This is a genomic window from Streptococcus intestinihominis (genome assembly GCF_046824975.1).
Lineage (GTDB): Bacteria > Bacillota > Bacilli > Lactobacillales > Streptococcaceae > Streptococcus.
The window spans coordinates 310,086-322,935 of record NZ_JBKQBL010000003.1 but is presented as its reverse complement, the minus strand read 5'-3'; the positions used below and the strand labels follow the sequence as shown (position 1 = coordinate 322,935).

Below are 12,850 nucleotides of genomic sequence, written 5' to 3'. Positions count from 1 at the left end.
GAACGCCGGAAGTAGTTGGGGGTTGCCCCCTGTGAGATATGGTAGTCGCTTAGCAAGGTTGAGTCTAGTGGAAACTAGGCTCATTTGGGAGTTTAGCTTAGTTGGAATTGAGAGGCAATCGAGATTCCAATCGGCGGATAAGAGAAACGCAGTTTCTCACCGTTGGCTGAGTTAAACGACCATTTGGGAGTTTAGCTCAGCTGGGAGAGCATCTGCCTTACAAGCAGAGGGTCAGCGGTTCGATCCCGTTAACTCCCATAGGTCCCGTAGTGTAGCGGTTATCACGTCGCCCTGTCACGGCGAAGATCGCGGGTTCGATTCCCGTCGGGACCGTAGAAACGAAGTTTCTAGCAGATAATGATACGACTCGTTAGCTCAGTTGGTAGAGCAATTGACTTTTAATCAATGGGTCACTGGTTCGAGCCCAGTACGGGTCATTATAGCGGGTTTGGCGGAATTGGCAGACGCACCAGATTTAGGATCTGGCGCTTTACGGCGTGGGGGTTCAAGTCCCTTAACCCGCATAAAAGAATAATAATGAGCCGGCTTAGCTCAGTTGGTAGAGCATCTGATTTGTAATCAGAGGGTCGCGTGTTCAAGTCATGTAGCCGGCATTTTTTTATATAAAGAAACAGATGCGAACGTAGTTCAGTGGTAGAACACCACCTTGCCAAGGTGGGGGTCGCGGGTTCGAATCCCGTCGTTCGCTTGAGGAGGCCGGGGTGGCGGAACTGGCAGACGCACAGGACTTAAAATCCTGCGATTGGTAACGATCGTACCGGTTCGATTCCGGTCCTCGGCATAGACTTAGGTTGGAGAAGAAGCACCCTTAGCTCAACTGGATAGAGTACCTGACTACGAATCAGGCGGTTAGAGGTTCGACTCCTCTAGGGTGCATGGTCGCAAGACTATGTAGCAATAGAATAGAAACGAGCACCCTTAGCTCAACTGGATAGAGTACCTGACTACGAATCAGGCGGTTAGAGGTTCGACTCCTCTAGGGTGCATAAAGCGTAAGCTTTAGTTCGGGAAGTAGCTCAGCTTGGTAGAGTACTTGGTTTGGGACCAAGGTGTCGCAGGTTCGAATCCTGTCTTCCCGATAGAGTAGAAAGGTCCGATGACCTTTTTTATTTTGTTTGTAACGAAAAAAGGCCGTGTGCCCTTTTTCTTTTATAATAATTGGTATTCGTCAATCAGCATGATGGTTTCTCGTCCCTTATTATCGACAATTCTGACTTGTCTTGGATAATAGGGGTCGAAGGGAATTAGGAAATCAACTGCAATTTCTAAGGGGAAGTCTTTTTGACTGAATCGTAAAGTTGTTTTTCCTTTTCGATTGATGAGTTCAAATTTTAGAACAGAGTTTAAGGGATAGACATGTTTGAGGTAGTTGTCAATGACATACCAGAAACTATCAATAATATCATCTGGTAAACTGGTCATTACACCAAAACTAGCATAGCGACCTCGAGTATTCGTAAACGCCATAGTATCTCCCTTCCTCTTTTTATTAAGTACATAGTACTTGTTTTAGGTGGATATTGCAAGTATTAAGTTCGAAAAAAAGAGCTTTCGCTCTTTTCAACTTTATTTATTTCGCAGTTCAACATAACGGATGTACCAAATTTTGATGTATTCCTCAGAGAAAGGACCTAATTGATTGTTGATCCAATCTACAAGGATTTTGACATTTTCTTTTAGGATAAAGTCAATGTCATCTGAATAGTTCATTTTGCGTTTATGCTGCTCGTATTCTTCTACGTCCAGCAGTTTCTTATCACCACCAGGAAATACCTTGACATCAAGATCATAATCAATATACTTTAGTGCCTCCTGATCCATATAAAATGGACTGGCTAGATTACAATAGTAGGACACTTCATTATCGCGGATCATAGCGATGATATTGAACCAATACTTCTTATGAAAGTAGACGATTGCTGGCTCTCTTGTAATCCATCTTCTACCATCGCTCTCTGTAACGAGAGTATGATCATTGACGCCGATCAGTGCGTTTTCCGTAGTTTTTAGTACCATGGTGTCTCGCCACGTTCGGTGGAGACTTCCATCATGTTTATAACTTTGAATTGTAATAAAGTCGCCTTCTTTAGGTAGTTTCATAACTTACCAACTTTCTACAATCTAAGTATATCCTCTATATTGTATCATATTTTCATGAAAATAAGGGATTTTCATGTGAATTTTTATTTAAAGGAATTCGCGAAGAGCTGTAGAAATGTCAGAGTAGTCATAGCCTTTTCGAGCAAGAGCTTGAATGAGGCGTTGTTTGAGCTCGTAGCCTTCGTATTTTCGAGAATATTTTTGATGTTGCTTTTCCAGTTCCTTCATAATCAGGTCGAGTGTTTGTTCTTCATGTGGCTCGATATCCAACTGGTGATAGGCTTGCTTGGCAACTTCATAACTGAAGCCTTTATTGATAAGATTTTGTTTGATTTTATCTTTTAAGGCTCGTGGTGGAAGTTTTTTAGCGTATTGTTTGGCTAATTTTTGGGCAGTTCGTTGAGCTACCTCGGAAAATTCAAATTCTGAGGTGATCTGATCAATATAGTGGGAAGAGACACCTTTTTGAATGAGCTTTTGCTTGAGGAGAAAGGGCCCCTTGTCACCCGAGAGGTGATTGGATTGAAAGATAGAGCGAGTATAGGCTAAGTCGTCGATCCATTTGTCTTCTTTTAAGGCGTTTATGACAGTTTCAATAGTGGATTCGTCGATTTCATGCTTAGCTAAGTAGTCGCGAACTTCGCGAGCTGTACGGGCTTTAAAAGAAAGGTGATAAAGGGCTAAATTTTTAGCATGGGAAAGCTGAGCAAAGGTTTGGATTTCCTTGAGTTCTTCCTGGCTAATTTCCTTGTCTCGTGAGAGCATGAAGCGGACGATGGTGTCTTCTGTAATGTAGAGGGATTCGGCTTGATCCAGCTCTAGAAGGTAGAGACGTTTTTTCTTTTCTAATTTGGTAATTTTCATAGGCTTCCTGTTTCGTTTCAGTTTTATTTCGGGTTACGATCAGTCTTTCTCTCTATATTATTCGTATTCTTATTGAGAAATGCTCTGTGATTCCTTGTTTTTCTTTTCAATTCTATCATATTCTAAACGAATGAGAAACTACATGGTATAATAGACATATGAATCTAAAAGTTAAACAAAGAATTCCTTTGAAAATCAAGCGAATGGGAATTAATGGAGAAGGGATTGGCTTTTACAAGAAAACCTTAGTCTTTGTGCCTGGGGCTTTAAAGGGTGAAGATGTTTTTTGCCAAATTACTGCGATTCGAAAGAATTTTGCAGAAGCCAAGCTCTTGTCTGTCAACAAGGCTTCCAAGTATCGGGTAACGCCAACCTGTGATATCTATGAGACCTGTGGGGGCTGCCAGATCATGCATCTGAAGTACAGCAAGCAGTTGGAGTTCAAAACGGACTTGCTGCAGCAGGCCTTGAAAAAATATGCTCCTAAGGGGTATGAAAATTATCTGATCCGTCCGACGCTTGGGATGGAAAAACCACAGTATTATCGGGCCAAACTTCAATTTCAGACGCGTAAATTTAAGGGGGAGGTCAAGGCTGGTTTGTACGCCCAAAATTCCCATTATTTGGTGGAATTAAGGGACTGTCTGGTCCAGGATCCAATCATTCAGGAAATCGCCAACTATGTAGCGGAGTTATTGACCTACTACCAGATTCCGATTTCAGATGATCGGAAGCAATTGGGAGTTCGAACCGTCATGGTGCGCCGGGCTCGCAAGTCTGGACAGGTCCAAATGATCGTGGTCACGAGTCGGCAAATCAATTTAACAGACTTAGTCGCGGATTTGGTAGAAAAACACCCTGAAATTGTGACGGTGGCAGTCAATCTGAATACCTCTAAATCCAGCGAGATCTATGGAGAGAAGACACAGGTTATTTGGGGACAGGAGACCATTCGAGAAGGGGTCTTGGATTATGAATTTTCCTTGTCTCCTCGGGCCTTTTATCAGTTAAATCCTGAGCAGACAGAAGTCCTTTATAGTGAAGCTGTCAAGGCCTTGGATGTATCACCAGAGGATCATTTGATTGATGCCTACTGCGGGGTTGGGACCATTGGTTTTGCCTTTGCGGACAAGGTCAAGAGTGTCCGGGGGATGGACATTATCCCTGAAGCGATTGAGGATGCCAAGTACAATGCTAAGCAGATGGGATTTGCTAACACCCACTATGAAGCTGGGACGGCTGAGGAAATTATTCCTCGTTGGTACAAGGAAGGCTATCGGGCAGATGCAGTCATTGTGGACCCGCCACGGACAGGACTGGGGGTTCAATTGATTGACACCTTGCTGCGCTATGCCCCTCAAAAGATGGTTTACGTTTCTTGCAATGTTTCCACCCTGGCGCGGGATCTTGTGGACTTGACCAAGGTGTATGATGTCGTCTACATCCAGTCAGTGGATATGTTTCCCCATACAGCACGGACAGAGGCTGTTGTGAAATTGGTCAAGAAAGCTTAATCGAATAGGAATCAACAATGGATATTTGGCAAATCATGTATGAAAAGGCCAATCATAGGGCTGAGGAGCTTTCCCAGGAAGAGCGTTAGATTTCTAGGAGCTTAGATGAGAGAAGAATGTGAGAATGAAAGATGGATAATAAAATTGATGTATCGATTCCCGTGGCTCAAGTCATTGATCAACATCCGGAAGTATTGGACTTGTTGGTGGAATTGGGCTTTAAACCCTTAGCCAATCCGATCATGCGCAATACAGTTGGGCGCAAGGTTTCCTTGAAACAAGGATCAAAATTAGAAGGCACTCCTATGGAGAAGATTGTACGAACACTAGAGGCTAATGGCTATGAAGTAGTGGGGCTAGACTAATGAGTGATGAACGAATTCATGTCTTAAGAGATATCTTATTAGACCTTCATCATGGAGCTTCTCCTGAGTCGGTTCAGGAACGCTTTGATGCGACCTTTAGCGGGGTATCTGCGATTGAGATTTCCCTCATGGAGCATGAACTGATGAACTCCGATACAGGTATCACCTTTGAGGATGTCATGGAGCTATGCGATGTCCATGCTAATCTCTTTAAGAACGCTGTACAAGGGGTCGAAGTGGCAGATACCGACCATCCAGGCCATCCAGTTCAGATCTTTAAACAGGAGAACTTAGCCCTTCGGGCTGCTATGATGCGGGTTCGTCGCTTGCTGGATAATTATGAGACGACAGAGGATCCTGAGATGATCCAGGAGATTCAGAAAGGACTCTTGCGTCAGTTAGGCTTGGTGGGTCAATTTGATCGACATTACCGTCGTAAGGAAGAGTTGATGTTTCCTATTATGGAGCGCTATGGGCATGATTCCCCCCCTAAAGTCATGTGGGGAGTGGATGACCAGATTCGAGAACTCTTTGCGAAAGCGATGGACGCAGCCAATAAACTACCAGATTCGGGTATTTCTGAAGTCAAAGAGAGTTTTGAAGCCTTTGCGCAAGAGTTTGAGGCTATGATCTTCAAGGAAGAATCGATCCTCTTGATGATTTTACTGGAGGCCTTTAGCCAGGATGATTGGCTCTCCATTGCGGAAGAAAGTGATGCCTATGGTTATGCCATCATCATTCCGAGTGAGAAATGGGTGCCGAAACGCGTGGACTTCAAGGAAGAAGGAGCAAGAGAGACAGAAGATTCAACTGAACCACTTCCTTCTTCAGAAGGAGGCGAGGAGCACCGTCAGGTCATTGAGACTCCTGAGGGACAGTTTACGATCACCTTCACACCTAAGAAAAAAGAAGAGAGCTTCGACCGTCAGCAACCACAAGCTTTTGGCCATGGATTCTTATCTGTGGAGCAGGCGAATTTGATCTTGAACCATCTACCGATGGAAATCACTTTTGTCAATAAGGATGATATCTTCCAATATTACAATGATGCAGCGCCCTTTGAGGAGATGATTTTCAAAAGGACGCCGTCACAGGTAGGACGCAATGTTGAGCTGTGTCACCCGCCAAAATACTTGGAGAAGGTCAAAGCCATAATGCAGGGGCTTCGAGAAGGGAAAAAAGACAAGTACGAAATGTGGTTCAAATCCGAATCGCGTGGGAAATTTGTCCATGTCACTTATGCGGCAGTGCGTGATGAAGCGGGAGAATTTCAAGGTGTCTTGGAATATGTCCAGGATATCCAACCTTATCGGGAGATCGATAGTGAATTTTATAGAGGATTGGAGTAAGAATGAGCTACGAAAAAGAATTTATGAAAGAATTTGAGGCCTGGATCAAGACCCAGGTCATGATCAATGAGATGGCCCTGACAGAAAGCAAGAAGGTCTATGAAGAAGATCAGGACGAGCGGGCAAAGGAAGCTATGATCCGCTACGAGAGTCGCTTGGATGCCTATCAATTCCTTCAAGGGAAGTTTGCTAACTACCATGAGGGGAAAGGGTTCCACGATCTTCCAGATGGCTTGTTTGGAGAGAGAACCTATTAAAAGCTCTTTGTGAAGGCCTTTTACTGGCTGGATTTGGCTGAAAATAGTGCAATGACTTGATTTTTCGAGGGATTGTGTTACAATAAAAAAGTTGAACAGACGTCAACGAATTATCGAAAGTAATATTGGTGATGAAACCTTGTTGCCTTAGGGATTGATCACTGGATACGTAGGAGGAAAAATGGCAAAGAAGAACGTTAACCGTGCGAAACAATACAAACATCAAAATAGACATCTTTTGAAAAAAGCTGTCGCAACTGTAGGAGCAGCTGTTAAAGAGGCGCCTAAGAAGGTTGAGAAAGCAGCAAAAGCAGTAGCGAAAGAAGTGAAACAAGCAGCTTCTTCAGTAGAAGAATTCGCTGCAAGCTTGGAAGGTGTAGCACTTGATCGTGCGCAAACATTCTATGATGAAGGTATTCGCTCTGTTGCGGACTTCGCAAATTGGACAGAGAAAGAGTTGTTGGCCCTTAAAGGAATCGGTCCAGCAACCATCAAAAAATTGCAAGAACTTGGAGTCAAGTTCAAATAATTGCTTTTGTGATTTCTTGCTATTTCCAGGAAAACTTGATAAAATGAAGCTGTTAGAGGTGTTTTGAGTCCCACATTATACAGAAAGTGGCGGTGCTGAGAAGTCCACAAATGTGTCAAAACTGGTTGCTAATGGATGAAAATGAAATATTGAAATAGTCTTTTTGCTTCCTTTTAGGACTAGGCAGCGAGTTGCAGGCTGTACTCAAGTACACCAAAGCGAGCTAATGACGTCAAAAAAGAGAAACAAGAAGACGAGAGTTGCGGGCCTCTGCCCGAAATTGGGTGGTACCGCGGATAAACACATTCGTCCCTGTCAGATTAATGACAGGGGCGATTTTTCTTTTACCCCCCTATCCCTAGCTGAAGGAGCTTGTCATGAAACAATCTTTTAAAACCAGCAAACTCTACTATGGTTTTCCGATTTTCATCTTGGGGTATCAGGACCAGAACTTTGGGCACAATATCACGACCTGCAGTTCCTCTTATAGCCTTGGAGATTGGCTCGTCATCGGAGTTGGTGCTGAGGAAAATGCGGCTGACCAGATTAAGCATTATCAACAGTTCACCGTGAACATTCCTGCTGAAAACTTCATGCTTGAGATGGAGCAGGCTGGCTTTATCAGCCATCGGGAGAAATTGAAACACCTGGGGCTTGACTATGAGATTTCTGAACTGACCCAGGCACCGATTTTGGAGGCCTGTCCAGTCGTATTGGATTGCCAGGTAGATCGGATTATCGAGGAAGATGGCATCTGCCATATCTTCGCCAAGATTCTTGAGCGACTAGCTGATCCAGAGCTCTTAGATGACAAGGGACATTTTAAAAATGACCGCTTTGCGCCGACTTACTTTATGGGGGACGGTCATCATCGCGTTTACCGTTATCTAGATGACCGAGTCGATCCCATGGGAAGCTTTATTAAGAAAGCGAGGAAGAAGAATGACAAGAGCTGAACTGCCAGAACGAATCGAAACCGAGCGTCTAGTCTTACGAGTCCGTACAGTGGCGGATGCCGAGGATATCCATGCCTACGCTAGTCTCCCAGAGGTTTCTTACCCAGCAGGCTTCCCACCCGTCAAGACCTTAGAAGATGAGATTTATTATCTAGAGCATATCCTTCCTGAGCGCAATGAAAAGGACAATCTCCCAGAAGGCTATGGAATTGTGGTCAAAGGGACAGATAAAGTTATTGGCTCTGTTGACTTCAACCATCGCCACGAAGACGATGTGCTTGAGATTGGCTATACCTTGCACCCAGACTATTGGGGGCGAGGCTATGTGCCTGAAGCGGCGCGTGTTTTGATTGATTTGGCTTTTAAAGAACTGGGACTTCACAAGATTGAATTGTCTTGCTTTGGGTACAACCTTCAAAGTCAACGAGTCGCTGAGAAGCTTGGCTTTACTCTTGAATCTCGCATAAGGGATCGCAAAGATACCCAAGGCCATCGCTGTGATGATTTGAGATACGGCTTGCTGAAGAGTGAGTGGGAGGTGGATTGATGCATGTTTTCATCATTGGAGCTCCAGCTGCAGGGAAAATGACCATTGGTCAGGAACTTTCGAAACTCACCGGTGCGACTCTCTTTTTCAACCATCAACCAATTGATTTCGCACTCGAAATCTATCAGGATTTTACGGAAGAAATGTGGGAATTTGTTCGTAGCGTTAACTTTTCTTTTCTTGGAACAAGCGCCAGGCATCATCGGTCGGTGATTTTAACAGGTGTAACTGATTTTTCAAATCAATACCATCTGATGTATTTGAAGAATATTCAAGATTTATTAAATGAGTATCATCAAGAGATTCTCTTTGTTGAATTAGAAACGTCTCTTGAGGAGCGCTTACGTCGCAATCGGACGGAGAATCGGTTGAAATACAAACCCTTGAAACGGAATTTTGAGGTATCTGAAAGAGAAATTTTAGAGACTGATAAAACAGATCAACTTAATTCTCAAAAGCAACCGAGTGGTCTTCACCACTACCTGAAAATTGATAATACGAATCTGTCTGCAGAAGAAGTCGCAAAGCAGATTCAAGAAAAAATGAAAACAATAGAGAAAGGACAAACACATGTCTAAAGAACTTTCACCTAAATACAATCCAGCCGAGGTTGAGGCTGGTCGTTACCAAAAATGGCTTGACGAGGATGTTTTCAAGCCTTCTGGCGATAAAAAAGCTAAGCCATACTCTATCGTCATTCCACCACCAAACGTAACTGGGAAACTCCACCTCGGTCACGCTTGGGATACTACTTTGCAAGATATCATCATCCGTCAAAAACGCATGCAAGGTTTTGATACACTTTGGCTTCCTGGTATGGACCATGCTGGGATTGCGACTCAGGCTAAGGTTGAGGAGCGCTTGCGTGGCGAGGGCATCAGCCGTTATGATCTCGGTCGTGAAAAATTCCTTGACAAAGTCTGGGAATGGAAAGACGAGTATGCCACTACTATCAAGGAACAATGGGGCAAGATGGGGCTCTCTGTTGACTACTCTCGCGAGCGTTTTACGCTTGACGAAGGCTTGTCAAAAGCTGTTCGTAAGGTCTTTGTGGACCTTTACAAGAAAGGCTGGATCTATCGTGGTGAGTTTATCATCAACTGGGACCCAGCAGCTCGCACAGCCCTTTCTGATATCGAGGTGATCCATAAGGATGTTGAAGGTGCCTTCTACCACATGAACTACATGCTGGAAGACGGCTCATGCGCCCTTGAAGTGGCAACCACTCGTCCTGAGACTATGTTTGGGGACGTTGCGGTTGCGGTCAATCCAGAAGACCCACGCTACAAGGACTTGATTGGTAAAAATGTTATCCTTCCAATCGCTAATAAATTGATTCCAATCGTTGGGGATGAGCATGCTGATCCTGAGTTTGGTACTGGTGTCGTGAAAATCACGCCTGCCCACGATCCAAACGACTTCTTGGTTGGTCAACGCCATAACTTGCCACAAGTTAACGTCATGAACGATGACGGAACTATGAATGACTTGGCCTTTGAATTTGCAGGTATGGACCGTTTTGAAGCTCGTAAGGCAGTCGTTGCTAAGCTAGAAGAAATCGGTGCCCTCGTTAAAATCGAAAAACGTGTCCACAGTGTTGGTCACTCAGAGCGTACAGGTGTTGTGGTTGAGCCACGCTTGTCTACGCAATGGTTCGTGAAGATGGACCAATTGGCTAAAAATGCTATTGCCAACCAAGACACAGAAGACAAGGTAGAATTCTACCCACCTCGTTTCAACGATACCTTCCTTCAATGGATGGAAAATGTCCACGACTGGGTCATCTCACGTCAGCTCTGGTGGGGTCACCAAATCCCTGCTTGGTACAATGCTGAGGGTGAAATGTACGTTGGCGAAGAAGCCCCAGAAGGTGACGGATGGACTCAGGACGAAGACGTCTTGGATACTTGGTTCAGTTCTGCACTTTGGCCATTCTCAACCATGGGTTGGCCGGATGTCGACTCAGAAGACTTCAAACGTTACTTCCCAACTTCAACCTTGGTAACTGGTTATGACATCATCTTCTTCTGGGTGTCTCGTATGATCTTCCAATCATTGGAATTCACTGGCCGTCAGCCGTTCCAAAACGTTCTGATTCACGGTCTTATTCGTGATGAGCAAGGACGCAAGATGTCTAAATCTCTCGGAAACGGAATTGACCCAATGGATGTCATCGAGAAATACGGTGCCGATGCCCTTCGTTGGTTCCTTTCAAACGGTTCTGCACCAGGGCAAGACGTGCGCTTCTCTTACGAGAAAATGGATGCTTCATGGAACTTCATTAACAAGATCTGGAACATCTCTCGTTACATCCTCATGAACAATGAAGGATTGACCCTTGAGCAAGCAACTGCCAATGTCGAAAAAGTTGTTAACAAGGAAGCTGGAAATGTCACTGACCGCTGGATTCTCCACAACCTCAATGAAACCATCGGAAAAGTCACTGAAAACTTTGATAAGTTTGAGTTTGGTGTCGCTGGGCACATCCTCTACAACTTCATCTGGGACGAGTTTGCGGACTGGTATGTTGAGTTGACCAAGGAAGTCCTTTATAGCGATAACGAAGAAGAGAAAGTCATCACACGTTCTGTTCTCCTTTATACTTTGGACAAGATCCTTCGTCTCCTCCACCCAATCATGCCATTCGTGACAGAGGAAATCTTTGGACAAATCTCAGAAGGCTCTATCGTGACAGCAGCATACCCAACTGTCAACCCAGCCTTTGAAGACCTTGCTGCCCACACTGGTGTCGAAAGCCTCAAAGACTTGATCCGTGCCGTTCGGAATGCGCGTGCGGAAGTAAACGTTGCTCCAAGCAAGCCTATCACCATCCTTGTTAAGACTAGCGATAGCGACTTGGAAGCCTTCTTTAACAGCAATGTTAACTACATCAAACGCTTCACAAATCCAGAACACTTGGAAATCGCATCAAACATCCCTGCACCTGAACTCGCGATGTCAAGCGTCATCACTGGAGCAGAAATCTACTTGCCACTGGCAGACCTCCTCAATGTCGAAGAAGAACTCGCTCGTCTCGATAAGGAACTGGCTAAATGGCAAAAGGAACTGGATATGGTCGGTAAGAAGCTCTCTAATGAACGCTTCGTAGCCAATGCTAAACCAGAAGTCGTCCAAAAAGAACGCGACAAACAAGCCGACTACCAAGCGAAATACGACGCGACCGTTGCGCGTATTGATGAGATGAAGAAACTCGTGAAATAAACACAGAAACACGGCGGAATGCCGTGTTTTTTTGGTATAATGAAACTATTAAATAACGGTAGAAAAGAGACGATCTATGCCAGATGGCGTAACTTTATTTCAAGATACTCTTATTAAATCATTAAAATATGGGTTTGTGGATAATGTCCAGTATCAAGAGGGTGGATATTCACCGCAGATTTTGATCAACGATCATGAAATGAAACGATATGTTTTGACGGATTTGCAAGAGGAGTTGAGCAAGTGCAAGGCATTCTACATATCCGTAGCCTTTATTACACAGTCTGGGATTGCCTTAATTAAGTCGCAATTGTCTGATCTGATGGATAAAGGAATCCAAGGTAAGATTCTGATTTCTCCTTATCTTGATTTTAATGATCCAGTTGCGATGCAAGAATTACTCAAGTTAGAGAATGTAGAAGTCCGATTGACTCCGGAGAGTTTGCAGATGCATGCCAAGTTTTATCTCTTTGAGCATGAGGGAAGGCAGGTATTGATTTCGGGTAGTTCGAATCTGACCCACAATGCTCTCAAAATCAATTATGAGTGGAATATTAAATTGACATCTACCCATAATGGCGAGCTTATTCGAGCTACTAAAGCTGAATTTGACAAGATTTGGGAGAAGTCTGATCTTTTGACAGATGAAAAGATTGCTTCTTATGCGCGAAGACGTCAGAATGTCATTCGAGTGGATCAGATTCGCGAAGAGAAAACGGCTCAATATCAGAGTGAAACGATTAGTCCTAACGAAATGCAAAAGGATGCCTTAAAAGGCTTGCAAGCGATTCGTGATTCTGGGAAAAAGAAGGCTTTGGTCATCAGTGCCACTGGGACAGGAAAGACCTTTCTATCAGCCTTTGATGTTCAACAGTTTAAGCCAGAAAGAATGCTTTTCATTGTTCACCGTGAGCAGATTCTACAGAAATCGTTAACGGATTTTCAAAAGGTCTTGCAGTTTTCTGATGCAGAAGCTCTTATTTATCACTCTGGGGCTGATTTGACGGGCAAAAAATATGTCTTTGCCACTATTCAAACCTTATCACGTGAGCAGCATTTAGGCCTATTTTCAAGAGATTATTTTGACTATATTCTGATTGATGAAGTTCATAAGGCTGGTGCTGAT

The 12,850-nt window shown here is 44.1% G+C and carries 13 protein-coding genes and 10 tRNA genes; 20 read left to right on the top strand and 3 right to left on the bottom strand.

All coding sequences use genetic code 11. The annotated features are described in order from the left end of the window. Nucleotides 1–185 precede the first annotated feature (185 nt). The 10 genes from ACLOR3_RS06870 to ACLOR3_RS06825 all read left to right on the top strand — a co-directional run bounded on the left by ACLOR3_RS06870 (nt 186) and on the right by ACLOR3_RS06825 (nt 1,100). Nucleotides 186–258 (top strand) — tRNA-Val (locus ACLOR3_RS06870). Between the two features lie 2 nt (nt 259–260). Then, a tRNA-Asp gene (locus ACLOR3_RS06865) sits at nt 261–333 on the top strand. A gap of 31 nt (nt 334–364) precedes the next feature. After that, nucleotides 365–437: transfer RNA gene (locus tag ACLOR3_RS06860), tRNA-Lys, on the top strand. 5 nt (nt 438–442) lie between these two features. Continuing rightward, nucleotides 443–524, top strand: a tRNA-Leu gene (locus tag ACLOR3_RS06855). A 17-nt stretch (nt 525–541) separates the two neighbouring features. Next, a tRNA-Thr gene (locus tag ACLOR3_RS06850) sits at nt 542–614 on the top strand. A gap of 23 nt (nt 615–637) precedes the next feature. Beyond that, a tRNA-Gly gene (locus tag ACLOR3_RS06845) sits at nt 638–709 on the top strand. Between the two features lie 7 nt (nt 710–716). Continuing rightward, nucleotides 717–802 (top strand) — tRNA-Leu (locus ACLOR3_RS06840). A 21-nt stretch (nt 803–823) separates the two neighbouring features. Continuing rightward, nucleotides 824–897: transfer RNA gene (locus ACLOR3_RS06835), tRNA-Arg, on the top strand. A gap of 36 nt (nt 898–933) precedes the next feature. Then, nucleotides 934–1,007, top strand: a tRNA-Arg gene (locus tag ACLOR3_RS06830). A gap of 19 nt (nt 1,008–1,026) precedes the next feature. Beyond that, nucleotides 1,027–1,100: transfer RNA gene (locus ACLOR3_RS06825), tRNA-Pro, on the top strand. Nucleotides 1,101–1,170: 70 nt separating this feature from the next. Here the strand turns inward: ACLOR3_RS06825 and ACLOR3_RS06820 are convergent. The 3 genes from ACLOR3_RS06820 to recX form a co-directional block, all read right to left on the bottom strand. Next, nucleotides 1,171–1,488, bottom strand: a complete 318-nt coding sequence (locus tag ACLOR3_RS06820) for a DUF960 domain-containing protein (protein WP_048690403.1) — start codon at nt 1,486–1,488, stop codon at nt 1,171–1,173. Between the two features lie 99 nt (nt 1,489–1,587). Continuing rightward, nucleotides 1,588–2,121: a nucleoside tri-diphosphate phosphatase gene (ntdP, locus tag ACLOR3_RS06815; RefSeq protein ID WP_411400705.1), complete on the bottom strand. Its 534-nt coding sequence runs from the start codon at nt 2,119–2,121 to the stop codon at nt 1,588–1,590. A gap of 87 nt (nt 2,122–2,208) precedes the next feature. After that, nucleotides 2,209–2,985, bottom strand: coding sequence for a recombination regulator RecX (recX, locus tag ACLOR3_RS06810; RefSeq protein ID WP_411400703.1), 777 nt, complete (start codon nt 2,983–2,985; stop codon nt 2,209–2,211). 158 nt (nt 2,986–3,143) lie between these two features. Between recX and rlmD the strand changes: the two genes are divergently transcribed. The 10 genes from rlmD to ACLOR3_RS06760 all read left to right on the top strand — a co-directional run. Then, nucleotides 3,144–4,499: a 23S rRNA (uracil(1939)-C(5))-methyltransferase RlmD gene (gene rlmD, locus ACLOR3_RS06805; protein ID WP_272079103.1), complete on the top strand. Its 1,356-nt coding sequence runs from the start codon at nt 3,144–3,146 to the stop codon at nt 4,497–4,499. A 131-nt stretch (nt 4,500–4,630) separates the two neighbouring features. Next, complete coding sequence (locus ACLOR3_RS06800) at nt 4,631–4,864, top strand: DUF1858 domain-containing protein (RefSeq protein ID WP_006596822.1); 234 nt, start codon at nt 4,631–4,633, stop codon at nt 4,862–4,864. Further along, nucleotides 4,864–6,213 carry a DUF438 domain-containing protein gene (locus tag ACLOR3_RS06795; protein WP_411400700.1) on the top strand — a complete coding sequence of 450 codons (1,350 nt, stop codon included), beginning with the start codon at nt 4,864–4,866 and terminating at the stop codon, nt 6,211–6,213. The genes ACLOR3_RS06800 and ACLOR3_RS06795 overlap by 1 nt, the downstream gene beginning before the upstream one ends. Nucleotides 6,214–6,215: 2 nt before the next feature. Beyond that, nucleotides 6,216–6,470 carry a DUF1912 family protein gene (locus tag ACLOR3_RS06790; RefSeq protein WP_006596820.1) on the top strand — a complete coding sequence of 85 codons (255 nt, stop codon included), beginning with the start codon at nt 6,216–6,218 and terminating at the stop codon, nt 6,468–6,470. Nucleotides 6,471–6,651: 181 nt separating this feature from the next. Then, nucleotides 6,652–6,999: a helix-hairpin-helix domain-containing protein gene (locus tag ACLOR3_RS06785; RefSeq protein WP_048715836.1), complete on the top strand. Its 348-nt coding sequence runs from the start codon at nt 6,652–6,654 to the stop codon at nt 6,997–6,999. A 377-nt stretch (nt 7,000–7,376) separates the two neighbouring features. After that, entirely contained in the window at nt 7,377–7,955 is a 579-nt protein-coding gene (locus ACLOR3_RS06780) for a flavin reductase family protein (protein WP_048715834.1), read from the top strand. Beyond that, the gene (locus ACLOR3_RS06775) at nt 7,942–8,502 is read left to right on the top strand and encodes a GNAT family N-acetyltransferase (protein ID WP_048715832.1); all 561 of its coding nucleotides are present in this window, start codon (nt 7,942–7,944) and stop codon (nt 8,500–8,502) included. The genes ACLOR3_RS06780 and ACLOR3_RS06775 overlap by 14 nt, the downstream gene beginning before the upstream one ends. Further along, nucleotides 8,502–9,080, top strand: a complete 579-nt coding sequence (locus ACLOR3_RS06770; RefSeq protein ID WP_048715830.1) for an AAA family ATPase — start codon at nt 8,502–8,504, stop codon at nt 9,078–9,080. The genes ACLOR3_RS06775 and ACLOR3_RS06770 overlap by 1 nt, the downstream gene beginning before the upstream one ends. Further along, the gene (locus ACLOR3_RS06765; RefSeq protein WP_411400696.1) at nt 9,073–11,724 is read left to right on the top strand and encodes a valine--tRNA ligase; all 2,652 of its coding nucleotides are present in this window, start codon (nt 9,073–9,075) and stop codon (nt 11,722–11,724) included. The genes ACLOR3_RS06770 and ACLOR3_RS06765 overlap by 8 nt, the downstream gene beginning before the upstream one ends. Nucleotides 11,725–11,800: 76 nt before the next feature. Further along, nucleotides 11,801–12,850 (top strand): DEAD/DEAH box helicase family protein (locus ACLOR3_RS06760; protein ID WP_412037092.1); only part of this gene is annotated, 1,050 nt, incomplete at its 3' end.

Excerpts from the sequence above, each read along its gene's own strand:
- ACLOR3_RS06785 (WP_048715836.1), top strand. The coding sequence starts at position 6,652 with ATGGCAAAGAAGAACGTTAACCGTGCGAAACAATACAAACATCAAAAT.
- ACLOR3_RS06820 (WP_048690403.1), bottom strand. The coding sequence starts at position 1,488 with ATGGCGTTTACGAATACTCGAGGTCGCTATGCTAGTTTTGGTGTAATG.
- rlmD (WP_272079103.1), top strand. The coding sequence starts at position 3,144 with ATGAATCTAAAAGTTAAACAAAGAATTCCTTTGAAAATCAAGCGAATG.
- ACLOR3_RS06795 (WP_411400700.1), top strand. The coding sequence starts at position 4,864 with ATGAGTGATGAACGAATTCATGTCTTAAGAGATATCTTATTAGACCTT.
- ACLOR3_RS06770 (WP_048715830.1), top strand. The coding sequence starts at position 8,502 with ATGCATGTTTTCATCATTGGAGCTCCAGCTGCAGGGAAAATGACCATT.
- ACLOR3_RS06780 (WP_048715834.1), top strand. The coding sequence starts at position 7,377 with ATGAAACAATCTTTTAAAACCAGCAAACTCTACTATGGTTTTCCGATT.
- recX (WP_411400703.1), bottom strand. The coding sequence starts at position 2,985 with ATGAAAATTACCAAATTAGAAAAGAAAAAACGTCTCTACCTTCTAGAG.
- ACLOR3_RS06775 (WP_048715832.1), top strand. The coding sequence starts at position 7,942 with ATGACAAGAGCTGAACTGCCAGAACGAATCGAAACCGAGCGTCTAGTC.
- ntdP (WP_411400705.1), bottom strand. The coding sequence starts at position 2,121 with ATGAAACTACCTAAAGAAGGCGACTTTATTACAATTCAAAGTTATAAA.
- ACLOR3_RS06790 (WP_006596820.1), top strand. The coding sequence starts at position 6,216 with ATGAGCTACGAAAAAGAATTTATGAAAGAATTTGAGGCCTGGATCAAG.
- ACLOR3_RS06800 (WP_006596822.1), top strand. The coding sequence starts at position 4,631 with ATGGATAATAAAATTGATGTATCGATTCCCGTGGCTCAAGTCATTGAT.
- ACLOR3_RS06765 (WP_411400696.1), top strand. The coding sequence starts at position 9,073 with ATGTCTAAAGAACTTTCACCTAAATACAATCCAGCCGAGGTTGAGGCT.